This is a genomic window from Pseudonocardia sp. ICBG1293, assembly GCF_020131355.1.
Lineage (GTDB): Bacteria > Actinomycetota > Actinomycetes > Mycobacteriales > Pseudonocardiaceae > Pseudonocardia.
In genome coordinates, this window is record NZ_JAHLEL010000049.1 from 66,251 (window position 1) to 90,745 (window position 24,495).

A 24,495-nucleotide genomic window follows, 5' to 3' on the forward strand; every position below is an offset into this window, starting at 1 on the left:
CCGCCGCGCGGACGCGACGGGGGCCGGTGGCCGGGCGGTGGTCAGGCCGGGACGGTCGCCACCAGCTCGGCGAAGGCCGCGAGCACCGCGGCGCCGACCGCCTTGTCCTGCTCCCCGTTCCCGCCGCTGATCCCGACGGCGCCGACCACCTGGCCGTCGTGGACCAGCGGGAAGCCGCCGACGAAGACGGTGAAGCGACCGGGGTGCATGTGCTGGATGCCGAAGGCCTCGTTGCCCGGCAGGGCCGGGCCGTCCGGTGCCTCGTTGAACAGGTGGGTGGCCCGCTGGTGCCCGGCCGCGGTGAACGCCTTGGCGATGGCGATCTCCACCCCGGTGAGACGGGCGCCGGTCATCCGGTGCAGGGCGATCGGGTGGGCGCCGTCGTCGGCGATGCAGATGGTCTGGCGGACGCCGATGCGCCCGGCCTCGGTCTCGGCCGCACGCAGCAGGACCAGGGCGTCGTCGAGGGACAGGCGGTGGACGGTGTGCACGGTGTGCCTCCGGGGTGGGTGGTCGCGGTCAGGGGGTGAGGTAGACGGACCGGACGTCGGTCATGAAGTCGAGGGCCTGCCGCCCGCCCTCGGGGAAGGCCCCGCCCGACGACGCGCGGTGCCCGCCGAAGGGCGGGGTGACGCCGTTCCCGGTCGTCGGTCCGTTGATCTTGATGACGCCGCACGGGACGTCGGCGGCGAAGCGGTGGGCGGCGGCGAGGTCGCGCGTGTGGACCGACGCGGCCAGGGCGTGCGTCGACGCACCGAGGACCCCGAGCGCCTCGTCGAGGTCGGCGACCGGCAGCACCGTGGCGAACGGTCCGAAGACCTCCTCGGTGAGCAGCTCGTGCCCGGCTGGGACGTCGGTGAACAGCGTGGGCGGCACCCAGTACCCGTCCGGGTCGCGGTCCTCGACGTCCCACGCCGTGGCGACGACCCGGGCGCCCGCCGCGACGGCGCTCGCCCGCAGCGCGGTGAGCCGGTGGAGCTGGGCCGCGGTGGCGACCGGGCCGGTCGTGGTCGCCGGGTGGTCGCCGGGGCCGACCCGCAGGGCCCGGACCCGCTCGGCGAGCAGCGCCATGAACCGGGCGGCGACCGGGGTCGCGACGAGGATCCGGTCGGTCGAGGTGCACGCCTGCCCGGTGAGCCCGAACGCGCCGGTCGCGATGTCCGCGGCGGCCCGCTCGAGGTCGGCGTCGGCGCACACGACGGCGCAGTTGCGGCCACCGAGCTCCAGCTGGAGCCGGGCCTGGCCGTGCGCGCGGTCGCGGATCAGCGCACCGACGCGGTCGGACCCGGTGAAGCTGACCGCACGCACCCGCAGGTCGCCGAGCAGCACGTCCATCGCGGCCGGGTCGTGACCGTGCAGGACCGGCATCGCCTCGCGCGGCAGCCCGGCGTCGTGGGCGGCGGCGGCGAGCGCGTCGCCGACCCCGGCGGTGACCGGCGAGGGCTTGAACAGCACGGTGTTGCCTGCGGCCAGGGCCGGGGCGATCTTGCGGGCGGCCAGCGACAGCGGGAAGTTCCACGGCGTCACCGCCGCGACCACGCCCAGCGGGCCGCGCACCGTGTACGCGGTCGTGCCCGGCGTCTCGGACGGGAACGTCGTGCCCTCGACGTGGAAGGCCAGCTGCGCGGCCAGCCGGAACTGCTCGGCCGCCTTGCCGACCTCACCGCGGGCGGCGCCGAGCGGCTTGCCCTCCTCGGCGGTGACCAGGGCGGCGAGCTCGTCACGGGACCGTTCCAGGGTGTCGGCGACGGCGGTGAGCACGCCCGCCCGGTGGGCCGGGGTGGTGGCGGGCCAGCCGCTGTCCACGGCCCGGTCGAGCGCGGCACGGACGTCGTCCGGGGTCGAGGGCGAGTAGTGGCTCACGGTGCGGCCGGGGCGCGCCGGATCGACGGTCCGGGCCTGCGCCCCGGACGCATCCGGGGCGGGGCGGGTCGGTGCGGGGTGCACGAAGAACCTCCGGCGGATTGTGGAGAGTGACGGCTACCGGCGATTCTGGGGCGGGGCCAGCATGACCGGCACTGGACGAAGTGCAGCCGCCCACCGATCGGATATAGGCAGATGGCACAGAGCGCGAGACACCCCGGCCGGCAGGACGTCCCGCCCGCCCGGGCCGAGGACGCCGAGACCGTCACCGTCACCGACCTGCTCGCGGAGCCGCAGCTGCGCAACACGCTGGTGGCGGGCCGGGACGGGACGTCCGCGGTCGCCCGGTGGTGCGGGCCGCTGTCGGAGCTGGCGGACGCCGCCGACCCCACCGAGGCGGGCCTGGTGGTGCACGCCGCGGTGGCCCGGCTGCGCGGGCCCGGCGGCGCGGACGTCGTCCGCGAGGTGGTCGGCGCGGGTGCGGTCGCCCTGCTGGTGCGCCTCGACCCGGTCGACGCCGCCCCGCCCGACGCGCTCGCCCGCCTGCTCCCCGAGGCCAGGGCCGCCGCCGACGGGCTCCGGCTGCCGCTCGCACTGCTCCCGCCCGGTGCGGACTTCCGGGCGGTGAGCAGGCTCGTGGCGACCAAGGTGCTGGCCCAGTCCACGCACGTCCTGGAGTACAGCGACCGGGTGCACCGCTCGCTCGGGGAGATCCTGGCCCGGGGCACCGGGATCCCCGCCCTCGCCCACGGCATGTCCCGGATGGCGGGGGTGCCGGCGCTCGTCGTCGACCTCGACGGGACCGTCCTCGCCCACGAGTCCGCCGTCGGGCGCGCCACGCGGGCACCGGAGCAGGTCGTGCAGGTGCTGCACCGCTACTCCGAGACGGTGGCCGCCGCCGGCGGGCACCAGCACGCGGTGTCGCTCGCGCCCGTCGGCACCCCCGCGGGCGCGGTCGTGCCGCTGGTCGCCCCGGTCGCGATCGGTGGTGAGCCGTGCGGGCTGGTCGCCGTCCTGGAACCCGTCGACGCCGGCGGCCACGACCGCGCGCAGCGCCGCGTGGTGGTCCAGGAGGGCGCCGTGCTGGTCGGCGCCGAGATGCTCCGGATCCGGTCGATGACCGAGGCGGAGGAGCGGACCCGCGGCGACTTCGTCGTGGACCTGGTCCACGGCCGGTTCGCCGACGGCCAGCAGCTGCTCGCCCGGGCCCGGCACCACGGCTTCGTCCCCGACGAGCGGTACGTGGTCCTCGTCGTCGAGCCCGATCCCCCGGTCTCCGACGACGCCCGGACCGTGCGCCGGTTCCAGGCCGCGGCCCGGGCGGCCGAGCGGATCGAGCACCGCGGCACCGCTCCCGTGCTCGCCGCCCAGCTCGGCGGCAACCTCGTCGTCGTCGCGCCGGTCGGCACCGGCCCCGACGGGAACGAGCCGCGGGCGCTGGCGGGCGCGGTCGCCTCGGCGGTGCAGGCCAGGCTCTCGGGCACCGCGCGGGTGGCGTTCGGCTCCCCGGGATCCGGGGCGACCGGCACCGCGCAGAGCTACCGCGAGGCGCGCACCGCGCTCTCGCTGGCCCGGCGGGTCGACGCCGCCCCGGTGGTCGGCTACGAGGACCTGCGGATCTTCGTGGCCCTGCGCGAGGTGGCCGACTCCGAGAACGGGCGGCGGTTCGCCCGGGAGGTGCTCGCCCCGCTGCGCCGCGCGGACGGGCACAACCGCAGCCTGGAGAGCGTGGTGCTCGCCTACATCGCCGAGTCCGGGAACCTGAACGCGGCCGCCCGGCGGCTGGGCCTGCACCGCAACACCACGCTCTACAAGCTCGACCGGGTCTCGCGGGCGATCGGGATGGACATCCGGTCCTCCGACACCCAGTTCATGGTGTGGCTGGCCCACCACGTGGACACGCTCGCGAGCGTCAACGAGGGTCTCGACGCCGAGCTCGTCCCGCCTCCGTGAACACCGTCGCCCTAGCCCCGCCGGAACAGCACGGCCACCCGGCGCAGGACGTCGAGCTGGGCCGGGTTGTAGAGCTCCCGCGAGACCTGCTCCACGGTCCGGTGGAAGCGCCGGGGATCCGACGAGCCCAGGGTGAAGGCGCCGGGGTGGTCCGCACGCAGCGTCCTCAGGCGCGCGGTCATCCGCACGGCGAGATCCTGCCGGGCGGCGTCCCCCGCCTCGGCGTCGAGGTGCTCGAAGTCGTCGTCGACGTCGCTGCGGGAGTCGGAGGCCAGCAGGTCCGCGTAGGCCCTGCGCTCGTCGCGGTCGAGCAGCCGTCCCAGGACCGACGTCAGGCGCCGGTCGGCGTCGGACATCGGCACGGCCGTGGTCCCGGCGAACTCCGGCGGCAGGTCCGTGGCGAGCTGCTCGCTCAGCATCGTGGCGATCTCGGCGCGTGCGCCGGCCAACCGGTCCATCTGCTCCACGAGCTCGGCGTCCAGCGCCCGTAGCGCCTCCACCGGATGCTCGTCGTCGCCGAGCTGCGCGACGGTGTGCAGACCGACCCCGAGCTGGGCGAGCCGGGTGATCCGCAGCAGCCGGACCAGGTGGGTCACGCCGTACTGCTTGTAGCCGTTGCTCCGCCGCTCCGGCTCGGGGAGCAGCCCGATCTGGTGGTAGTGACGGACCGTGCGTGCCGTCGTGCCCGCCAGCTCCGCGAGCTCCCTGGTGCTCCAGGCCATCTGCACCCCTGCCGGGTCTTGAGTGTGACGTCGCGTCAACGTGTGCACTCGCTCGCGGCGCCGGACGCGCGCCACCGGCACCGGGGGACGGGAGAACAGCATGGCAGGCGACACCGTGGCAGCGCGGGCGGTCCGTTCCGCGCGGACCGGCGCCGGACACCCGGGGGACGTTCCCTACCACCGGGCTCCGGTCGGCGACCGTCGGCAGGTCGGGCGGGGGATCGCGGCCATCACGCTCGTGGTCGTCGGGCTGTTCGGGGCCGGATCCGTCATCACGTGGCTGGCGGCCCGGATCGACCTGGCCATGGGGCGGGTCAACCCGACGCTGGGCGGGGACGACGTCACGATCGTCTTCCAGGCCGCCGGGGCGGCCTCGGTCGCGGTGGAGCATGGTCGTGCAGCGCCTGCTCTACGGAGTGCGGGGGCGCTCGCTGGTCTCGGTCGTCTCCCGGTTCCGGTTCGACGAGTTCGGACGGGCACTGGTGTTCGCCGGCCCGCTCTCGGTCCTCTGCATCACCGCGGTCTCGCTCGTGACCCCGGTCGAGCCCGCGCGGTTCTCGACCGTGGACCTGGTGGGTCTGCTCGCCGTCACCCTGCTCCTGACCCCCCTGCAGGCGGCGGGTGAGGAGTTCGGGTTCCGGGGGCTCGTCCTGCGCGTCGCGAGCAGCTGGAGCCGGGACCCGCGCACCTCGCTGGTCCTCGGCGTGGTGGTGTCGGCGGTGCTGTTCGCCGCGATCCACGTCCAGGGCAACCCGTGGCTCAACATCCACTACCTCACCCTCGGCGTCGGCGCAGCGCTGATCACCTGCCGCACGGGCGGACTCGAGACGGCCGTGGTCCTGCACGCCCTGAACAACACCGTCGGCTTCGCCTTCGCGCTGGTGCTCCACACCGACCTGCTCGGCGGTACGGGTGCCCCTGTGCTGCTGCTCCTCGCCGTGCCCACGGTCGCCACGACGGCCGCGCTCCTGCTGTCCCGCCGACACCGCCCCACGGCCGAGGGGGTCCGGACGACCACGGCCTGACCGGACGCGACCTCGGCGTGCCGGGTCGGGCGGGCCGGGTCAGGCGTGCCGGACGCACGCCCGCCCGACACTGCGTGCCGGTCCCCGCACCGGTGGGGCACCGGCCGGCGCCGCGGCCGCACGGGTGGCCCCGCGCCGCACCGCGCCGGGCACGACGCCGGCTGCGGCGCCGTCGGCCAGCACCACGTCGTCCAGCACCACGTCGGCCAGCACCGTCCCCGGTCCGAGCGCCACGTGCCCGCCGTACGGTGCGGTCGAGGCCACCACCGGGGCGGCGACCAGCAGGTGGGTCCCGGCGGCGACGTGCACGGCGAAGGACCCGTCGTCGGCGGTGGTGACCCGGTCGAGCTGGCGGCCGGCGGCGTCGACCACGGTGACCGCCGCCGCGACCGGCGCACCGCCGGGCCCGCGGACCCGCCCGACCGCGGGCGCGTCCGCGGGGTCGTCGGACCGGGCACCTTCGAGCAGGGCGGGCAGCTCGGCGGCGAGCAGCCCGGCCTCGCGGGCGAGCACGGCGGGCCGGCCGCTGCCCGCGGCGGCGCCGACCAGCAGGTCCACCACGGCGTCGCAGCTGCCCGGGGGTACGGGCCGCCCCGCGACGGCGGCCGCGGTCAGCTGTGCGAGCCGCGCGCAGGCCCCGGTCACCGCCGGTGTCCCGGCGCCGGGCCGGGCGGAGCGGGCGAGCCGCCGGGCGTGCGCGGCGACGGCGGTGCAGGCCGTCAGCCACCGCGCGACGTCACGGTCGGTGGCGCCCAGCCAGGTCCGGGTGAGCGGGCGGCCGAGCAGCAGCGTCTGGTGCACCGCCGCGTCGAGGGCGCGGGCCGCGGCCCACAGGTCGTCGCCGGCACCCGGGTGACGCAGGGTGCGGTCGACCGACTCCAGCAGCCCGGTCAACGCGTCGAGCAGCCCACGGTGCGCCTCGCCGGCCGCGGAGCGGGTGCGCGTGGGCAGCACCAGCACCGACACCGCGCAGCCCACGACCCCGCCGACGACGGTCTCCTCCAGCCGCAGCACCATCAGGTCGACCGAGAACGTGCCCAGCAACGCGTACAGCTCACCCAGCATCAGCGTGATGAAGAAGATCATCAGTACGTAGGAGAGCCGGAACAGGTAGAGCGCGCCGAAGATGCTGACCAGGATCACCGGCAGCACGACGGCGACGTCCGGCCCGAGCACCGGCACCAGTGCGATCGCCCCGACCAGCCCGATCATGGTGCCGAGGATGCGGTGCACGGCCTTGCGGACCGTCTCCGCGACGGTCGCGGTGCCGGTGAACGCGATGAACGCGGCCAGCACCGCCCAGTAGTAGCGCTGGTGCGACAGCGCGTCCCCGACGGCGATCGCGACGGCGGTGGCGACCGCGACCTGCACGGCCTGCCGGGTGGTCAGCGACAGCCGCGACGCCGGCCGGGTCCCGTCGGGTGGGCGGTGCAGCCGGGTGACCGTCCCCGCGGACCCGGGCAGGCCACCGCCGAACAGCTGCACGGCCGGGCTGAACGCACCCGCCTCCTCCACCGTCGGGGCACCCGCGCCGGTGGGGGTGGCGGCGAGGGCCCCGGCCCACTCCGCGCGGGCCCCGGCGAGCACCGCGACGTCGAGCAGGAGCCGGCGCGGACCGGGGGCCGCCGTCCGGTCCGCCGCGGCCGGCGCCTGCTGCGCGACCGCGTCCCAGCGCCCCCGGTGCAGCATCGCGAGCAGCGCGCGCGGCGAGCCGGCGGTGCCGGTGTCCCGCTCGGTCCCGGGGCCGAGCACGTCCGGGCCGGTCCGGGCCGAGGCGGCGACGGCCAGCTCCGCGTCCAGGACGGCGCGGCGGACGTCTCGGGCGGCGTCGTCGTCGGCGACGGCACCGGGGGCCCCGAGCTGGCCGTCGATGACCAGGGCCGCCTCGGTGACGCGCTCCAGCAGGCTCGCCAGCCGGGCCTCGGCCCGCTGCCGCTCCGCGGTACCGGGCGTCAGGTCGGCGACGAGCAGCACGGTCCCCGCGATCCCGGCCAGGCGCGCCTCGAACGAGCGCAGCATCCGGCGCAGCACCCGGTCGTTGCGGATCGGGAGCAGGACCAGGGTCAGCAGCATCACCCACACGACCGCCACCGCGACCATCGCGGCCACCCCGGCCAGCATCTCGGGGCGCAGGTTCAGGAACAGGGCGAAGAAGTAGCCCATGAACCCGCCCATCCCGCAGACGAACCAGCGCAGCCCGAAACGGCGGACCCACACCGCGACGAACACCACGACGACGAACGCCGCCAGCGACGCGAGCCGGTTGCGGTCGACGAGCAGCGCCACCCCCATCCCGCCGAGCATCGACACCGCGAGGCAGCACAGCGTGACCGCCTGCCCGCCGCGGGTCGCGTCGGCGATCCCGAACGAGGCCAGCATCGCCACCACCGCCTCGATCATCATCGGCAGCAGCGGCGGGGTGCCGGTCGCGGCCGCGACCAGGTACTCGACGCCCAGCGCGGTGCCGATGGCCAGCACCGCCCGCAGGGCGGACACCAGGCGCACCAGCCCCGGGTCGGAGGCGACGAACCGGTCACGGGCCCGCAGGAGGCGTTCGGGCACGGTCGTCACACTCCGTTGCATATGCTAACGATATACCGGATCGTGATCTTCGCGCATCCCGCCCGGTGGTCGTAGCGTGAGCGGCCGGTGTGCGACCAGGGAGGTGCGCGGATGCGCGGGTACGGGTTCGTGCGGGCGGGTGGCCCGGAACAGCAGGCGTTCGTCGAGGTCCCCGAGCCCCGGCCGGGGCCGGGTGAGCTGCTGGTGGCCGTCCGCGCGGCCGGGGTCAACCCGGGCGACTGGCGGATGCGCGACGGTGACTACGGCGTCGCCGGTCCCGCGGTCCTCGGCCGCGAGGTCGCCGGGACCGTCCTCGAGGTCGGCGCCGACGTCACCGGTTTCGCCCCCGGCGACGAGGTGTTCGGCGGCTGCCCGGACATGCAGGGCGGCTGGGCGCCACGGGCCAGGGTCACCGCGGGGTTCGCCGCGCACCGCCCGCCGGAGGTCACCCCGGAACGGGCGGCCGCGCTGCCGGTGGCCGCGGGCACCGCCTGGGACACCCTGACCGACCTCGCGCTCCCCGACGGAGCGACGTTGCTGGTCAACGGCGCGGGCGGCGGCGTCGGGCTGCCGCTGGTGCAGCTGGCGCGCCGGCGCGGACTACGGGTGGTCGGGACGGCGAGCCCCGGCAAGCACGAGCTGCTCGCCGGGTTCGGTGCGGTCCCGGTGGCCTACGGCGACGGCGTCGCCGACCGGATCCGCGCGGCCGCACCGGACGGGGTCGACGGCGCGCTGGACCTCGTCGGCGGCGACGCGCTCCGCGCCGTCGCCGGGCTCGTCCCGCCCGGGTCCCTCTACTCGATCGCGGACAAGCCGCTGGTCGCGCAGCTGGGCGGGCGCGACGTCACCCGGGACCGCAGCACCGCGGTGCTCGACGCGCTCGTCCGCCTCGTCGCCGACGGCGGGCTGGACCCGATGGTGCGCACGACCCGTCCGCTCGACGAGGCCGGTGCGGCGCTCGCTCTCGTCGAGCACGGTCACGTGACCGGCAAGGTCGTCCTGGTGCTCTAGTCCCGGCGGAACAGGAACAGCCCGTACCGGTGCTCGTCGTCGACCCACTCCGCCTCGGCCCGCAGCCCGTGCCGGGCCACGTCGGTGTGCAGCCGGTCGGGCTCGAACTTCGCCGAGAACCCGACGTTGACGCTGTCGCCGCGACGCAGCTCCAGCGTCCGCTCCAGACCGGGCAGCACGACGGTCTGGTCCCGGCGGGCCCACAGCCGCCCGTCGACGACGTCGGCGGCCTCGTCGTAGTGCGCCACCGCGTGCAGACCGTCGAGGTCGACGGCCCCGCCGAACCGGCGCGCCAGGTGGTCGAGGTGGTTGAGCCGGAACCGCGCGAACGCGTCGTGGCCGGGCGGGTCGTTGTAGCAGGTCTCGAACACCCCGGCCGGCTTGACGAGGTCGGCGGAGACCAGCAGCGCGTCACCGGGACGCAGGGTGGCGCCGATCCGGGCCAGCAGGGCGGCGCGCTCGTCGGCGGTGGTGTTGCCGATGTTGGCGCCCAGGAACAGCACCGCCACCGGGGCGCCGCCGTCGTCGCGCAGCCGGTCCAGGCCCGCCTCGTAGCGCCCCCACAGCCCGGTGACCGTCAGCCCGGGCAGGTCCGCCATGCGTTCGGCGCTGAGCACGAGCATCTCGTGGCTCACGTCGATCGGCAGGTAGGTGGTCGGCCGGGCCGCCGAGCAGTGTTCGAGCAGGAGCCGGGTCTTCTTCGCGCTGCCCGAGCCGAGCTCGGCCACGCGGGGACAGTCCAGCCGGGCGGCGATGTCGGTGCCGTACCGCTCCAGCAGCGCCCGCTCGCACCGGGTCAGGTAGTAGGTCGGCAGCTCGGTGATCTGTTCGAACAGCTCCGAGCCGAGCGCGTCGTAGCCGAACCACGGCGGGATCCGCGGCAACGGCTCGGCGAGCCGGGCGCGCAGGTCGTCCACGTCGTCCCAGAACGACCCCTGCTCCAGCTCGACCGGGTCGGCGGTCACCGGCCCGGCTCCCCGGGCAGCGGGGTCCGCAGGCTCGACTCCCCCGCCGACCAGCGGGCCAGCACCCGGTCGCCGAGCCGCTCGCCGAGATGGGCGGCGGCGCGGATGCCGAACACGACGTCGGCGGCGAGTGCGGGCTCGGCGTGCAGCAGCGGCGCCAGGACGTCGCGCCGCACGACCTGCTCGTGGACGGCGTCGGCCTCCACGTGCTCGTCGTAGAACCGGGTCGCGACCGGGCCGCAGGACAGCCGGCGCATCGCCCGGACCAGCCGCTCCGACCCGGGCGAGGACGTCAGCTCGACCAGCGCGAACTGCCCGACCAGGGCACCGCGCAGGCTGCGCCGCAGCCCGCACAGCGACATGAAGTTGACCTCGGCGAGGGTCTCGGCACCGACGGCGTCGACGTAGGCGCCGTAGGCGTCGGACAGGCCGAGGTCGCGCATCATCGCGGCGAACAGCACCGCGTGCATGTTCGCGGCGTCGCCCGCGCCGTACTCGTCGTGCTCGACGGTGACCAGTCCCGCCTTGGCCGCGGGGGGCAGCCGCGGGATCACCCAGGCCTGCGGGTCGGCCTCCTTGAGGTGGTAGATCGAGCGGTGCACCACGTACTCGCGCAGCTCCCGCCGCTCGCCGCGGCGCAGCAGGTGGTGGGTCACGCCGGTCTCCGCGCCCGGTCCGACCGGCTCGACCAGCAGGGCGTCGACGGTGCCGGCGACGTCGTCGGAGGCCGGCACCGCGGACCGCAGCGCGGCCAGGAAGCGCTCCTCCAGCGCGACGCGGAGCCCGAGCAGGTCCACGTCCCACTCGTACTCGTCGCCGACCCCGGCGAAGCCGCGGTAGTGCAGCTCGTAGCAGCAGTGCAGGGCCAGGTGCAGGTCCTCGCCCCACGGGTCGGCGTCGCCGGCGGCGGGCAGCGGGGCGGGGTCGCCGCGCAGCCGGTCGAGGACGGCGCCGGACAGTGGCCCGCGCGCCGTCGGCAGCGGGGCGAGCCCGGTGGCCGGGTACGGGGGTGCGGTCACGTCGGTCACTCCTGTCGGACGCGGGTGCGGCGGCTGGTGTCGCAGAACGGCGGGCGGCGGGTGCGCCGGCAGGTGCACAGCGCGGTGACCGGGCGTCGCGACGTGACCCGGGTGCCGTCGGGGAGCTCGACCTCCACCGGACCGGTCACCAGGACCGGGCCGTCGTCGGTCATCCGCACGCGGGTGGGTTCAGCGCTCACGGACGGCCTCGATGACCACGAGCTCCTCGTCCGCGGCACCGGGCTCGACCAGGCCACGCGTCTCGTGCAGCACGGCGCGGGCCCGCATCACCGGGCCGAGCGGGATCCGGGTCCGGTCGACGACCCGGGCGGTGAGCCCGGACGCGGCGAGCCGGTCCAGCGAGGCCCGTACCCCGGAGACCGCACTGTGCACCATCAGCAGGGCACCGCCCGGTTCGAGGTGGTCGGCGACGTCGTCACAGATCCGGTCGACCACCGCACGTCCGTCGCGGCCGCCGTCCCAGCTGCGTGCGCGACGGTACCGGGCGAGCCGGTCGGAGTGCGAGGGCACGTACGGCGGGTTGGCGGTGACCAGCGCGAACCGGCGGCCCCGCACCGGGGCGAACAGGTCGCCCCGGTGCACGGTCAGCGTGGCTCGGTGGAGCCGGGCGTTGAGCCGGGCGGCGACGACGGCACGCCGGGACAGGTCGACCGCGGTGACCGCGCCGGCCCCGCAGCGGGCCGCGGCGAGCGCCACCGTCCCCGTGCCCGTCCCGAGATCGAGCACGGCACCGCGGGCCCGCCCGGAGACGGCGACCGCACGGGCCAGCATCTGCGAGTCCGACTGCGGCCGGTAGACCCCGGGCGGGGTCAGCAGCATCGGCGCCACGTCAGTGCGCGACCGTCTCGCGGGCCACCTCGGCGTGCCGGGTGCGGGCCGCGGTGAGCACACCCGCCCGGTTCTTGTGCTGCTCCTCGTAGCGCAGCACGGCCTGCACGTCCTCGGGCGCGTCGAGCTCGCGGACCGCGCGGGCCGCGTCGGGGACCGACAGGTCGTCGTAGCCCTCGACCGGCAGCTCCCCCACGGTCAGCGCGCCGCGGGCCCGCCGGGTGCCGTGCAGGGTGCGGGCGACGTCGCCGGCCCGCTCGCGGCGGGCGATGTCCTCGGCGCGCTCCAGGGCGGCGTCCAGCCCCGAGCCGAGGACCTCGGCGGCGTCGCGCCCGGCACGGTCGGCGCCGTCGCCGAGTGCGGTGGCGGTGCGCCGCACCCGCTCCCCGGCCCGGCCCAGCTCGTGTCCGGCACGGTTGAGACCAACGGCGCCGAGGCGGGCCGGCAGCCGGACGACGTCGGTGACGGCGCCGCGCACGATCTGCAGCGGGGTGGCCCGCAGCGGCGCGGGCCCGCCGACGGCCTCCTCGGCCAGCACGGTGGTCAGCCAGTCGACGGTCTCGGTGTGGGCCCGGACGAGCTCACCGGCGAGGCGGTGCACCTGCTCCGGCCCGGACGCGGTCACCGCTTGCAGGTAGCGGGCACGGTCCTGGAGCTGATGCTCCAGGGCGAGGTCGCCGAGGAGCGCCTCGTCGAAGCGCTGGGCCTGTTCGACCTGGCTCTTCACGAACGCGACGATCCGGCCGCCGACGGTACCGACCAGGTCGGGCACGGCGTCGAGGTCGCGCAGGGCGTCCTGGATGCGGGCGAGGCGGCCCTCGGCGCGGCAGGCGTTGTCGGTGAGCTCGCGGCGGGTCTCGTCGGTGCGGGCCTGCACCGTGCGCAGGCGCGCGATCCGGTTCTCGGTGCGGGTCAGCTGCTCCAGCACGCGGAGCTGGGCGACGACGGCGGCGGTATCGGTCACGGACACGTCCTCTTGCGGGCGACGACAGGGTCGGGGCACGCCTACCCGCGATCCGCGGTCCCACTCCTGCCCGCCGGCGCCGCTCCCGTCAGGTCACCGGCATGTTCAGCTCGGTGCGCAGGTCGGCGGGGTCCATGTCCGGCGACGGCTCGGTCAGATAGACCTCCCAGAACACGTCACCGCCGCGCAGGCCCCGGCCGGCGACCCACTCCCCCAGCCGCTGCCAGGCGTCGCCGAGCCCGTCGAACGAGCCGGCGTGCACGACGCGGGCCACCCGGCAGGCGGGCAGCGTGCCGGCGACGACGTCGCCGTCCGGGACGACCGCCCGGTCGGTGGGGAACCCCGTCTCGAGATCCGCGGTCGCCGTCAGCGGCCCCCGGAACAGTGCGAACGCCGGCCCGGTGACCGTCACGCCCTGCCCGGCCAGGGTCGCGGGGAGGACGGAGTACGCGCGGTCGAAGAACGCGGGCAGGTCGGTCACCGGGACCGCCCCGCGGACGACGGCGGTGGGGTGGGCGCTGACCTCGACGAGCTCGGGGGTGGTCATGGACGGGTCCCTAAGAGGTCATTTCAGAACGAGGTCGACGTGTCTGTTGTAGACGACAAGCGGCTATCTGACCTGCCGTTTGATCTGTCGTCGAGGGGTCAATGGAAACTCGACAAGTCGTTCTGAAACGACCTCTAAGGTCGCAGGTGTTCGGGGTTGATGCCCCGGATGCCCGGGACGACGGGGTGTGGCTGATGAGCTGTTGCCGCTTCGGTGGCTCGGAAGGAATGGCCGCCCCGTCGTTCTGGACAGGCCTGGCCACTGATTCGGATCTGATGCGAACCGTCGCTGATTAGGGACCTGATGGCGGGTTGTCCACGGGCGTGAACTGCAACAACAGGAGTTTGTTCGTGGCGCGACGAGCAGTGGTCTGGATCGGGATCGACGTCGGGAAAAGGACCCACCACGCCTGCGCTGTCGATGCCGAGGGCAAGGTTGTGTTCTCCCGCAAGGTCGGCAACGACCAGGCCGCGATCGAAGCTCTGCTCGATCGGGCGTCCGCCGCGGCCGAGGACGTGCGGTGGGCGATCGATCTGACCAACAGCTATGCCGCGCTGTTGCAGGTCGTCCTCACCGCAGCCGACCAGCGGGTGGTCTACGTTCCCGGGCGGGTCGTCAACCGGATGAGCGGCGTGTTCCGTGGGGAGGCCAAGACCGACGCCCGCGACGCAAAGGTCATCGCCGACACCGCCCGCATGTCCGGCGCCGACCTCACCGTGGTTACCGCCACTGACGAGACCACTGCTGAGCTGCGTCGGCTCGTGGCCCACCGCGAGGACCTGATGGCTGACTGGGTACGCGGGGTCAACCGGCTGCGTGACCTGCTCGGGTCGATCTTTCCCGGTCTCGAGGCGGCCTTCGACTACTCCACCCGCAGCGCTCTGGTGCTGGTCACCGGGTTCCAGACACCGCAGGCGCTCCGAGACGCGGACACAGCCGGAGTGATCGAGTATCTGCACGCCCACCGGGCATGGGCACCAGGCATCCCCACGATGGCGGCCACCGCGGTCGCCGCAGCCCACGCCCAGACCGTGACCCTGCCCAGCGAGACGCGGACCGCGGTCCTTGTCGCCGGCCTGGCCCGGCGGCTGTTGGAGCTCGACCGGGAGATCAAAGACACCGACAAGCTGATCACCACCGTGTTCCGCACCCACCCGGACGCGGCGATCATCGAGTCGCTGCCCGGACTCGGCCCCATTCTGGGCGCGGAATTCCTCACCGCCACCAACGGCGGTGTCAGCAGCAGTATCGGCGCTGATGTCGGCTCCGAGCTGGGTGGCTTCGCCAGCTCGGGACGGCTGGCCTCCTACGCCGGCCTCGTCCCAGTGCCCCAGGACTCCGGCCGGATCAGCGGGAACCTGCGCCGCCCACGACGCTACAACCGCCGCCTGCGGCGAGTGTTCTACATGGCCGCGCTGTCCAGCCTCAAGGTCAACGGCCCGTCCCGGGCCTTTTACCAGCGCAAACGCAGCGAAAGAATGCTGCACACCCAAGCTCTGCTCGCCCTGGCCCGACGCCTGGTCGACGTCCTGTGGGCCCTGCTGCGTGACCGGAGAATGTTCACCATCACCGCACCACAACCCGCTACCGCGGCTTGACACCATCATTCGGATTCCTTCCGGTCCCGCGCGCGGTGCAGCGCGCGGGACAGCTCGCGGGCGGCGAGCACTCCGAACAACCGGCGCCGGTAGCCGGTCGAACCATGGGAGTCCCCGCCGGTGTCGACGACCTCCTCGGCCAGCGCGGCGGCGGCCGGGCGCAGGTCGTCCTCGTGCTCGGTGAGCAGCGAGGTCACGTCCCGGGTGACGGCCCGGTCGGAGATCCCGGACCCGGTCAGCCGGGCCTCGGTCACCGCGCCGTCGTCGCCGACCCGGACCCGGGTGACCACCCCGGCGAGCGCGAAGTCGCCGTGCCGGCGGGCGATCTCGGCGAACCCGAAGCCCTCCCCCGGCCGGGTGTGCGGGAACGTCACCGCGACGACGACGTCCTCCGGCCCGGCCGCGGTGGTCATCGCGCCGGTCACGAACTCCTCGGCCGGCATGCTCCGCCGACCGCCCGGGCCTGCCAGCTCGACCGTCGCCTGCGCGCAGCAGGCGACGGCGGGCAGCTCGGCGGCCGGGTCGGCGTGGGCCAGGCTGCCGCAGACGGTGCCCCGGCTGCGCAGCTCCCGGTGCCCGACGAAGGGCATGGCCATCCCGATCAGCGGGACCGCGTGGGCGGCCCGGTCGTGCTCGACCGCGCGCTGCCGCACCGCCGCGCCGATCCGGTACCCGTCCCGCTCCGTCCCCACCGACGTCAGCTCGGGTACGGCGGTGATGTCGACCAGGGTGCCGGGGCGGCCCAGGCGCATCGCGAGGACCGGCACCAGGGACTGGCCGCCTGCCAGCACCTTGCCGTCGCCGCCGGCGAGTTCGCCGAGCACGTCGTCGAGCCGGCCGGGGCGGACGTAGGCGAACGGTGCGGCCTTCATCAGCGGCCCGTGAAGTTCGGGGTGCGCTTCTCCCCGAAGGCCTTCACGCCCTCGGCGAAGTCCTCGGTCGCCCGCAGCATCGAGTAGGCCTTCCGCTCCAGCTCGATGCCGGTGTACAGGGGACCGTCGACGCCGCGGTCGAGCACCTCCTTGGCGGTGCGCAGCGCGGCCGGGGAGAACCCGGCCATCTTCAGCGCCAGCGCGTCGACCTCGGCGTAGAGCGCGTCGCGGTCGTCGTACAGGCCGGCCAGGATGCCCCAGTCGAGCGCCTGCTGGGCCTGGATCCGGGTCGCGGTCATGATGTGGAACTTCGCCCGGGACAGGCCGATCAGCCGGGCCAGGCGCTGGGTGCCGCCGGAGCCGGGGATCATGCCGAGGTTCATCTCCGGCAGCGCGAGCTGGGTACGCGGGGTGCCGAGCCGGATGTCGCAGGACAACGCCATCTCCAGACCGACGCCGAAGCAGTAGCCGTCGATCGCGGCGATGACCGGCTTGGTGCTGCGCGCCGGGGCGGTGACGTCCTGGCCGAGGTCGGTGAGGTCGATCGGGTCGACCTCCATGAACCCGGCGATGTCGCCGCCGGAGGTGAAGTGCTGGCCGTCGGAGCGGATCACCACGACGCGGACCTGCGGGTCCCGGTCGATCTCGGCGAAGCGCTCGGCGACCAGCCGGCGCATCTCCATCGTGACGACCGTGTACTTGCCGTGGGACAGGGTCAGGTAGGCGACCCGCCCGTCGTGCTCGCGGGTCAGGACGACGTCGCCGCCGTTGAGTGCCATGTCAGGAGTTCTCCTTCTCGGTGAGCAGCTGGTGCAGTACCTCGCCGTGCAGCGGCAGGCGGGTGATGTCGATCCCGCGGGGTGCCAGCGCGTCGGCGACGGCGTTGGCGTAGGCCACGGGAAAGCTCTTGGACGACCCCTCGCCGCAGCCCTTGGCGCCGAGCGGGGTCAGCGGTGACGGGGTCACCACGTGGTCGGTGCGCAGGTCGAACCCGGCCTCGGCGCTGGTCGGGCACAGGTAGTCGAGGAACGTCGCCGCCGTCGGCTGCCCGGAGTCGGCGTGCGTGAACTCCTCGTAGGCGGCACCGCCGAGGCCGTGCACGAGCGCGCCGTAGACCTGGCCGTCGAGCAGGGTCTGGTCGAGGACGGTCCCGGCGTCGTGCACCGAGGACACCCGGTCGACCTCGATCTCCAGGGTGTCCGGGTCGATCCGCACCGCGACGATCTCGGCCACGAAGCCGTAGCAGAGCGAGGAGTTGATCCGGTCGTCCGCCGTGGCCGCGCGGGTCTCCCGCGGGGAGAACTCGGCCTCGGCGTAGAGGCGGGCGGGGACGCCGTCGGGCAGCGACGCCGGGTCCCAGTGCACGACGCCGGCCGCGTGCCGGAAGGCGACCGAGCGGCCGTCCGGGTGGACGACCTTCCCGTCGAGCAGGGTCAGCTCACCCGGGTCGGCCCCCTCCAGCAGCGTGGCCCCGGCGGCCTTCACCGTGGCGGCGATGGTGTCCGCGGCGGCGACGACCGCGCTCGTGACGAGCGGGGCGAAGCGCGAGGAGTACGACCCGGACGTCACCGTCCACGGGGTGGTCGCGGTGTCCATGTCGACGACCGCCCGTACCTGCGCGATCGGCAGCCCGAGCCGCTGCGCCGCGACCTTGCGCGCCACGGTGGCGTGGCCCTGGCCCTGCGGGACCGAGCCCAGCAGCACGGTCACGATCCCCTGCAGGTCCACCGACATCCGGACGTGCTCGGTGGACCCCGACTTGTCCCGGCCCGGCCTGCGGTCCTCGGCGGGGGTGGCCAGGCCGACGTAGCCGATGTTGGTGCCGGACGGGTCGACGACGAGTGCGGTGCCGATGCCGTAGAAGGCGCCCTCGGCCCGGGCCGTCTCGCGCCGGCGCTCCAGCTCGGCGAGGTCGGCGTTCTTCACGGCCAGGTCCAGCGCCGCGGCGTAGTCGCCGGAGTCGTACACGCCCCCGGTCGCCGTCTCGTGCGGGAACGTCGACACCAGGTTCCGCCGGCGCACCTCGACGACGTCCAGGCCGGTCGCCGAGGCGACCGCGTCCATCAGCCGCTCCAGTCCGAAGTAGAGCTGCTGGCCGCCGAAGCCCCGGTTCAGCCCGGTCGGCATGGTGTTGGTGACCACGGCACGGGCCCGGATCTCGACGGCGTCGATGCGGTAGGGCCCGGTGATGTTGCCGTAGCAGCGGTAGAGCGTGGAGGGCTCCGGCGGGCGCAGGTAGGCGCCGACGTTGTCGATCAGGTCGGTGCGCAGGGCCGTCACGGTGCCGTCGGCGTCGACCGCGGCGGAGAAGGTCATCGCCCGGTCCGCGCCGGTGGAGCTCGCCATCAGGTGTTCGACGCGGTCCTCGGCCCACCGCACCGGCGTGCCCGCGTGCTTCGAGGCCAGCGCCATCAGCACCACGTAGGGGTAGATGCCCGCCTTGATCCCGAAGCTGCCGCCGATGTCGGCGGGGACGTGCAGCCGCACCCGCGACGTCGGGATCCCGAGCGCGCCGGCCATCACCGGGACCATCGAGAACGGTCCGTGGAAGTTCGCCCAGGCCTCGACCGACGGGCCGCCGTCGCCCTCGTTCCACTGCGCGATGACCGAGTAGCACTCCATCGGCACCGAGGAGTAGCGCGGGAAGTCGTAGCGGCCGGTCACCACGTGCGCGGCGTCGCGGAACCGCTGCTCCACCGGGCCGAAGGAGAAGGTGCGGTCGGTGGCGACGTTGGACCCGGCGTCCTCGTGCAGCAGCGGCGCGTCCGGCTCCAGTGCGGCCCGCGCGGCGGTGACCGCACCCAGCTCGTCGTACTCGACGGTGACCAGCTCGGCGGCGTCCTCGGCGACGTAGAGCGTCCGGCAGTAGAGGTGGCCGTGTGTCGGTGTTGGTAGAGACACGGACCTGCAAGTGATCATGGGATTGCTGATGTCCTGATGGTCGCCTGGAGGGTCCGTGCCTCTATTGCCAGAATCGCTGATCGACCCCCTCTGGGTCGAGTTCGCTGCCCTGATCGAGGCAGAGCGGCGCCCGGAGTTCGACCCGGCCCATCCGTGGGGATGTCACCGCCGCCGTATCCCCGACCGCCTGGTGTTCGAGCACGTGCTCGCGGCGTTGGTGCACGGCAGCGGCTACGAACGCATCGCCACCCCCGGCTGCTCGGACCGCACGATCCGCCGCCGTCTCGCCCAGTGGGCCGCCGCCGGCGTCGGGGAGCAGGTCCTTCGGGCCGCGCTGGCCGGCTATGACCAGATGATCGGTCTCGACCTCGACGATCTGTCTGCCGACGGAGCGATCACCAAGGCTCCCTGCGGTGGCGAGGTCGCCGGCTGTAACCCGGTCGACCGGGGCAAACAGGGCACCAAACGCTCCGTGGTCTGCGACGGTGCGGGGATCCCGCTGCACCTGATCAGCGCCCGCGCCAATGACCACGACTCGCCGTTGCTGAAACCGACCCTGATCGGGATCTACGACATGATCGGGCCGCTGACCGAGCGACCGTGCCTGCACCTGGACCGGGGCTATGACTCAGGCCTGAGTTGCACAGGTTTAGAGCGCCCGGCAAATGAGGTCGTGGGGGTGTCGTTGCAGGTAGAGGCACGGACTCTCCAGGCGACCATCAGGACATCAGCAATCCCATGATCACTTGCAGGTCCGTGTCTCTACCAACACCGACACACGGCCACCTCTACTGCCGGACGCTCTTAGTTCCCGAGCCGACTCCATCACTGGACTCTGAGCCGGAGATTTCATCGCGTGTTTCTAGTGCAAAGGGGCTTGCCAACCAACACCCTGCGGCCGCCTACCTTGTGGCATTTACAGCACTCGAGTGGCTACTCGCGAAAATGTGCACAACGCACGGGTTAGACTATAGTCACAACGCCCATCGAATGGCTTCTTACTTGGTCGAAATCGGAGAGCTTGAAGAGGAGATCATTCAACGGGTTCGCCTCGCCCAAGAGATCCGGAACAGGCTCGCGCACGCTGCAAGCGGTCCCCCGACCTCACAAAACGATGTACATGATTTGATTCTGATTATCGAGTATATTCAGGATCGGATGAGCGAGCAGCTCGACTAGCTGATATGCCGTTCCAGCGATCCGAGGTCGGGCCAAGTCGACTGGCGATCTTCCAGCCCCAAATCCAGATTCTTAAAAAAGATGGTTATCGAGACGACCTCACCGCAGGCCCCCTGGTTCTCAGGAGCTATTTGAAAGGCAAATTACTAGAAGTGCGGCACCGTATGCGGATATGACAATGTGCAGCGATACCCATAAACGATGGAGACGCACTCTGCTGATAGTCGGAAATTCTGCGTAGTGCCGATCCCTTTGATCATCCAGATGAGCTCTTTCGGTAAGAAGTCCATTTCTACTCAACGCAGCGGTCAGGGCTCGCGCCTGCATGAGATGATAGCGAGCGCGTTCATGGTACTTCGAAACTGCGAGCGCCCCAAATAGTCCTAATACTATAATAAACACACAAATGGCGATCATGCTCTGCGAGAACTTTTGCTGTGCAATGACAGCGCTTAAAGCAGCAGTAATAACAAACAGGACGTTAGTAAGTGTCGCCCTCTGAGTTTCAGATTGCCTGAACTGCTCACGATGCTCTTTCCAATGGGCTAAGACCGCGGACTCTGAGAAGCTCACTGTTAGACCGCCTTCAACCGTCGTCAATCTAAGACCTAGTGTCGCGTAAACGATGTTCTTTGACCGGGTCGGCAGTGGTTGAGTAGGTGGTCTGCGGGTTTGGTCCAGATGAACGGGTGGCAGCGTTCGTTCCAGCCGTCGATGAACCGGCCGATCGCGCCGATCAGTTCTCTGACGCTGCCGAAGCTGCCACGGCGAATGGCCTGGCGGGTGATGACCCCGAAAAAGACCTCGACCATGTTCAGCCACGATCCCGAGGTCGGGGTGAAGTGCAGGGTGATCCGCGGGTTGCGGGCCAGCCAGGCCTTCACTGCGGGGTGCTTGTGGGTCGCGTAGTTGTCCACCACCAGGTGCAGCTTGCGCCGCGGGTAGGCCTTCGCGACCTGCTTGAGGAACCGCAGGAACTCCTGATGGCGATGCCGCGGCAGGCACGCCTGCTCGACCCGCCCGGTCGCGACCTCTAACGCCGCGAACAGCGTGGTGGTGCCGTGACGGACGTAGTCATGCGTCCGTTTCTCCGGGATACCGGGTATGATCGGCAGGATCGGCGCTGTCCGGTCCAGGGCCTGGACCTGGGATTTCTCGTCGACGCAGAGCACGACGGCCTTGTCCGGCGGGTTCAGATACAACCCGACGATGTCGCGGACCTTGGCTTCGAGCTCGGGATCGGTGGAGAACTTGAACGTCTCGGACTTCCACGGCTGCAGCCCCCACCGCCGCCAAATCTTGCCGATCCACACGTGGGAGATCCCGAGCTCGGCACCGAGCAGCCGTGACGACCAGTGCGTGACTCCGAGCCGCTCAGGCGGCGGTTCCAGCGTGGCGAGCACGACCGCGACCTCGTCGATCACCGGCGGCCGGCCCGCCTTGGGCCGGTCGGCCAGCCCGGCGATCCCCTCAGCGGCGTAACGCTTCTTCCACCCGATCACCGTCGCCTTCGACGCCCCGACCAGTGTGACGATGTCCTTGACCGCCACCCCGTCCGCGGCCAGCAACACGATCCTGCCCCGTCGGGCCAGTCCCGCCGAAACCGACGAGGAACGCAGCCAGGACTCCAGCACCTCGCGGTCGGCGGCCGGAACGTCCACGGTCACAGTCAACGGCACAGCTCATGATCCCGTAAACCAGCCCGTGAGTAAAGTAACCTAGTTACCGCAACACTAGGCCACATACCCGTTCGATTCGAAGAATTCTCTGCGCAAGGCGAACCCAGCAGAGAAGTTTGCCTGCGCGAGGTAGCTCAATCGGACGTGTACCTCCTTCTCCTTGGACCAGAGTACGGGGCTACTTTCCCGGAAACGAGACAGTCTGCTACGCACGAAGAGTGGACACTTGCAACCCAGACCGGCCTCCATAGAATTGTGTATCGAAAGCAGGGAGTTCAATTTAAAGATCAACAGCAAGAGTTCGCACGTACCATTGAAGCATACGCGACTGGAGTCTTCCGGGATCATTTTCAAAGTACCGACGAGCTGCTTGAGAAGGTAGTTCCCAAGCTTCAAGAAATTGCCGCCGGCCCTGACCCTCTTCAGTACGAAACACTTGAAAGGGAAGTCGAGTTTCGGTGGCGCGACACCACCCCGCCGGGCGTGCAGAGAATCGATGGTCGAGGTCCAATTCTCGAAGTCCACGTCATACCGATCGATCGCGCAGCAATGTCGACTCGACAATCGACTGCTGTCTTCGATACTCTTCCTGGAAGGTTTCGCAGATCCGCGCGAATCGACGAAGCAGCTGGACTACAAACAGATCGGGAAGCAGGTTACTGCACCGCCGAGATACGTCAGGTGCGCCCCAATCGATTCGGAGAGCCAAATCCCGCCGAGATCGTCGGAATGAGGGCATGCAAGTCCGGCCAGGTCTCGATATGGGCGTCTCTTCCGCAAAATGGAATGGCTGGAGTTCTCGACCCGGACGGACTGCCGACCTTAGAGGTCGCGCGGATTGGTCACAGCTTGGCCGCGGTCGAGTGTCTGGGGGCGAGGGCGGGTACGGGCCTGCCGATCATGAAGTTATCTACGCTTCGTGATCGTCTGGAGGCCGCGTGCCCACCCTGCCATCATGGCTGACCGAGCCGTTGTGGGACCAGTTCACCGCGCTGCTGCCTCATCGAGACGAGTTCGATCCCACCCATCCGCTGGGCTGCCATCGCCGCCGGATCGCGGATCGGATCGTGTTCGACAAGCTCCTGCAGGTACTGCGGTTCGGCTGCTCGTATGAGGGCATCGCTGACAGCACCTGCTCGGCGACCACCATCCGCGATCGTCGTGACGAGTGGATCAGGCTCGGGGTCTTCGCCCAGCTGCGTCGGATCGTCCTGGACGCCTACGACCGCATCGTCGGTCTGCTGCTGCACGACATCGCCGTCGATGGCGCCATCACCAAGGCCCCCGGCGGCGGCGAGGTCGCCGGTCCGTCGCCGGTGGACCGGCGCAAACAGGGTATGAAACGTTCGGTGCTCGTCGAGGGATACGGCATCCCGCTGGGCCGAGTCCTGGCCGGAGCCAACCGGCACGACTCCCCGCTACTGGGCCCCACCCTCGACCGCCTCGATGCTCTCGGCCCGCTGCCCGACGACATCACCGTGCACCTCGACGCCGGCTATGACTCCGGCAAGACCCGCGACACGCTGGCCGAACGAGGCCTGCACGGCGAGATCGCGCACAAGGGTGAGAAAGCGCCGATCCAGGCCACCCGCCGCTGGCACGTCGAGCGGACCAACGCTTGGCACAACAGCTTCAACCGGCTGCAGCGCTGCTACGAACGACGAGAAATCGTCGTCGACGCGTTCTTCGACCTCGCCGACACGATCGTCACACTCCGTAGCTTGATTCGGCAGGCCTGGACCACACACCGCTGGAACGCCCGACCTGCACGACGTCCATGATCACCAACCAATCCGCGCGACCTCTTAGAGGTCGCGCGGATTGGTCACAGCTTGGCCGCGGTCGAGTGTCTGGGGGCGAGGGCGGGTACGGGCCTGCCGATCATGAAGTTATCTACGCTTCGTGATCGTCTGGAGGCCGCGTGCCCACCCTGCCATCATGGCTGACCGAGCCGTTGTGGGACCAGTTCACCGCGCTGCTGCCTCATCGAGACGAGTTCGATCCCACCCATCCGCTGGGCTGCCATCGCCGCCGGATCGCGGATCGGATCGTGTTCGACAAGCTCCTGCAGGTACTGCGGTTCGGCTGCTCGTATGAGGGCATCGCTGACAGCACCTGCTCGGCGACCACCATCCGCGATCGTCGTGACGAGTGGATCAGGCTCGGGGTCTTCGCCCAGCTGCGTCGGATCGTCCTGGACGCCTACGACCGCATCGTCGGTCTGCTGCTGCACGACATCGCCGTCGATGGCGCCATCACCAAGGCCCCCGGCGGCGGCGAGGTCGCCGGTCCGTCGCCGGTGGACCGGCGCAAACAGGGTATGAAACGTTCGGTGCTCGTCGAGGGATACGGCATCCCGCTGGGCCGAGTCCTGGCCGGAGCCAACCGGCACGACTCCCCGCTACTGGCCCCACCCTCGACCGCCTCGATGCTCTCGGCCCGCTGCCCGACGACATCACCGTGCACCTCGACGCCGGCTATGACTCCGGCAAGACCCGCGACACGCTGGCCGAACGAGGCCTGCACGGCGAGATCGCGCACAAGGGTGAGAAAGCGCCGATCCAGGCCACCCGCCGCTGGCACGTCGAGCGGACCAACGCTTGGCACAACAGCTTCAACCGGCTGCAGCGCTGCTACGAACGACGAGAAATCGTCGTCGACGCGTTCTTCGACCTCGCCGACACGATCGTCACACTCCGTAGCTTGATTCGGCAGGCCTGGACCACACACCGCTGAACGGCCCGACCTGCACGACGTCCATGATTCACCAACCAATCCCGCGCGAC

The 24,495-nt window shown here is 71.9% G+C and carries 21 protein-coding genes and 2 pseudogenes; 9 read left to right on the forward strand and 14 right to left on the reverse strand.

Translation table 11 applies throughout. The annotated features are described in order from the left end of the window. Positions 1 to 41: 41 nt before the first annotated feature. A complete protein-coding gene (locus tag KPF47_RS25800; protein WP_224391403.1) occupies positions 42 to 491 on the reverse strand; it encodes a heme-binding protein in 450 nt (149 codons plus the stop codon). A 28-nt stretch (positions 492 to 519) separates the two neighbouring features. Beyond that, positions 520 to 1,947, reverse strand: coding sequence for an aldehyde dehydrogenase (locus KPF47_RS25805; protein WP_224391404.1), 1,428 nt, complete (start codon positions 1,945 to 1,947; stop codon positions 520 to 522). A 111-nt stretch (positions 1,948 to 2,058) separates the two neighbouring features. On the opposite strand from KPF47_RS25805, the gene KPF47_RS25810 reads away from it, so the two are divergent. Beyond that, positions 2,059 to 3,816, forward strand: coding sequence for a CdaR family transcriptional regulator (locus KPF47_RS25810; protein ID WP_224391406.1), 1,758 nt, complete (start codon positions 2,059 to 2,061; stop codon positions 3,814 to 3,816). Between the two features lie 11 nt (positions 3,817 to 3,827). On the opposite strand, the gene KPF47_RS25815 is transcribed toward KPF47_RS25810, so the two are convergent. After that, positions 3,828 to 4,538 (reverse strand): MerR family transcriptional regulator, encoded by a 711-nt coding sequence (locus KPF47_RS25815; protein WP_224391407.1) that lies wholly within the window; start codon positions 4,536 to 4,538, stop codon positions 3,828 to 3,830. A gap of 389 nt (positions 4,539 to 4,927) precedes the next feature. Between KPF47_RS25815 and KPF47_RS25820 the strand changes: the two genes are divergently transcribed. After that, positions 4,928 to 5,563, forward strand: a complete 636-nt coding sequence (locus tag KPF47_RS25820) for a CPBP family intramembrane glutamic endopeptidase (RefSeq protein WP_224391409.1) — start codon at positions 4,928 to 4,930, stop codon at positions 5,561 to 5,563. 39 nt (positions 5,564 to 5,602) lie between these two features. Here KPF47_RS25820 and KPF47_RS25825 read toward each other — a convergent pair whose 3' ends face one another. Further along, positions 5,603 to 8,125, reverse strand: coding sequence for an FUSC family protein (locus tag KPF47_RS25825; RefSeq protein WP_224391410.1), 2,523 nt, complete (start codon positions 8,123 to 8,125; stop codon positions 5,603 to 5,605). A 111-nt stretch (positions 8,126 to 8,236) separates the two neighbouring features. Between KPF47_RS25825 and KPF47_RS25830 the strand changes: the two genes are divergently transcribed. Beyond that, on the forward strand, positions 8,237 to 9,136 hold the full coding sequence (locus tag KPF47_RS25830) for an NADP-dependent oxidoreductase (protein ID WP_224391411.1): 900 nt from the start codon (positions 8,237 to 8,239) through the stop codon (positions 9,134 to 9,136). On the opposite strand, the gene KPF47_RS25835 is transcribed toward KPF47_RS25830, so the two are convergent. The 6 genes from KPF47_RS25835 to KPF47_RS25860 form a co-directional block, all read right to left on the reverse strand. Next, on the reverse strand, positions 9,133 to 10,101 hold the full coding sequence (locus KPF47_RS25835) for an L-histidine N(alpha)-methyltransferase (protein ID WP_224391412.1): 969 nt from the start codon (positions 10,099 to 10,101) through the stop codon (positions 9,133 to 9,135). The genes KPF47_RS25830 and KPF47_RS25835 overlap by 4 nt on opposite strands. Further along, positions 10,098 to 11,120, reverse strand: coding sequence for an iron-containing redox enzyme family protein (locus KPF47_RS25840; RefSeq protein ID WP_224391413.1), 1,023 nt, complete (start codon positions 11,118 to 11,120; stop codon positions 10,098 to 10,100). The genes KPF47_RS25835 and KPF47_RS25840 overlap by 4 nt, the downstream gene beginning before the upstream one ends. A 5-nt stretch (positions 11,121 to 11,125) precedes the next feature. Then, on the reverse strand, positions 11,126 to 11,320 hold the full coding sequence (locus KPF47_RS25845) for a CDGSH iron-sulfur domain-containing protein (protein WP_374108897.1): 195 nt from the start codon (positions 11,318 to 11,320) through the stop codon (positions 11,126 to 11,128). Next, the gene (locus tag KPF47_RS25850; RefSeq protein WP_224391414.1) at positions 11,310 to 11,960 is read right to left on the reverse strand and encodes a HemK2/MTQ2 family protein methyltransferase; all 651 of its coding nucleotides are present in this window, start codon (positions 11,958 to 11,960) and stop codon (positions 11,310 to 11,312) included. Before KPF47_RS25850 ends, KPF47_RS25845 begins: the two co-directional genes overlap by 11 nt. A 10-nt stretch (positions 11,961 to 11,970) precedes the next feature. Beyond that, on the reverse strand, positions 11,971 to 12,933 hold the full coding sequence (locus KPF47_RS25855; protein WP_224391415.1) for a ferritin-like domain-containing protein: 963 nt from the start codon (positions 12,931 to 12,933) through the stop codon (positions 11,971 to 11,973). An 88-nt stretch (positions 12,934 to 13,021) separates the two neighbouring features. After that, positions 13,022 to 13,480 (reverse strand): GyrI-like domain-containing protein, encoded by a 459-nt coding sequence (locus KPF47_RS25860; RefSeq protein ID WP_224391417.1) that lies wholly within the window; start codon positions 13,478 to 13,480, stop codon positions 13,022 to 13,024. Here KPF47_RS25860 and KPF47_RS25865 point away from each other — a divergent pair. Further along, positions 13,445 to 13,606 (forward strand): hypothetical protein, encoded by a 162-nt coding sequence (locus KPF47_RS25865; protein WP_224391418.1) that lies wholly within the window; start codon positions 13,445 to 13,447, stop codon positions 13,604 to 13,606. The two genes, KPF47_RS25860 and KPF47_RS25865, sit on opposite strands and share 36 nt — an antisense overlap. Before the next feature lie 224 nt (positions 13,607 to 13,830). Beyond that, a complete protein-coding gene (locus KPF47_RS25870; protein WP_224386790.1) occupies positions 13,831 to 15,078 on the forward strand; it encodes an IS110 family transposase in 1,248 nt (415 codons plus the stop codon). A 5-nt stretch (positions 15,079 to 15,083) separates the two neighbouring features. On the opposite strand, the gene KPF47_RS25875 is transcribed toward KPF47_RS25870, so the two are convergent. Genes KPF47_RS25875 through KPF47_RS25885 form a run of 3 tightly spaced genes read right to left on the reverse strand, consistent with a single transcriptional unit; the run spans position 15,084 to position 18,851 of the window. Next, the gene (locus tag KPF47_RS25875) at positions 15,084 to 15,950 is read right to left on the reverse strand and encodes a xanthine dehydrogenase family protein subunit M (protein ID WP_224391419.1); all 867 of its coding nucleotides are present in this window, start codon (positions 15,948 to 15,950) and stop codon (positions 15,084 to 15,086) included. Further along, positions 15,950 to 16,729, reverse strand: a complete 780-nt coding sequence (locus KPF47_RS25880) for an enoyl-CoA hydratase/isomerase family protein (protein WP_224391420.1) — start codon at positions 16,727 to 16,729, stop codon at positions 15,950 to 15,952. The genes KPF47_RS25875 and KPF47_RS25880 overlap by 1 nt, the downstream gene beginning before the upstream one ends. A 1-nt stretch (position 16,730) precedes the next feature. Then, a complete protein-coding gene (locus KPF47_RS25885) occupies positions 16,731 to 18,851 on the reverse strand; it encodes a molybdopterin cofactor-binding domain-containing protein (protein ID WP_224391421.1) in 2,121 nt (706 codons plus the stop codon). Positions 18,852 to 18,906: 55 nt separating this feature from the next. On the opposite strand from KPF47_RS25885, the pseudogene KPF47_RS25890 reads away from it, so the two are divergent. Further along, a pseudogene (locus KPF47_RS25890) lies at positions 18,907 to 19,482 on the forward strand (IS5/IS1182 family transposase); the annotation flags it as partial. A gap of 1,156 nt (positions 19,483 to 20,638) precedes the next feature. Here the strand turns inward: KPF47_RS25890 and KPF47_RS25895 are convergent. Beyond that, the gene (locus KPF47_RS25895; RefSeq protein WP_255660478.1) at positions 20,639 to 21,703 is read right to left on the reverse strand and encodes an IS630 family transposase; all 1,065 of its coding nucleotides are present in this window, start codon (positions 21,701 to 21,703) and stop codon (positions 20,639 to 20,641) included. Positions 21,704 to 21,772: 69 nt separating this feature from the next. Between KPF47_RS25895 and KPF47_RS41130 the strand changes: the two genes are divergently transcribed. The 3 genes and pseudogenes from KPF47_RS41130 to KPF47_RS25910 all read left to right on the forward strand — a co-directional run bounded on the left by KPF47_RS41130 (position 21,773) and on the right by KPF47_RS25910 (position 24,445). Beyond that, entirely contained in the window at positions 21,773 to 22,672 is a 900-nt protein-coding gene (locus tag KPF47_RS41130) for a DUF4062 domain-containing protein (protein WP_224391428.1), read from the forward strand. Then, positions 22,648 to 23,490: an IS5 family transposase gene (locus KPF47_RS25905; protein WP_224386276.1), complete on the forward strand. Its 843-nt coding sequence runs from the start codon at positions 22,648 to 22,650 to the stop codon at positions 23,488 to 23,490. Before KPF47_RS41130 ends, KPF47_RS25905 begins: the two co-directional genes overlap by 25 nt. A 140-nt stretch (positions 23,491 to 23,630) precedes the next feature. After that, a pseudogene (locus KPF47_RS25910) lies at positions 23,631 to 24,445 on the forward strand (IS5 family transposase). Positions 24,446 to 24,495: the final 50 nt, after the last annotated feature.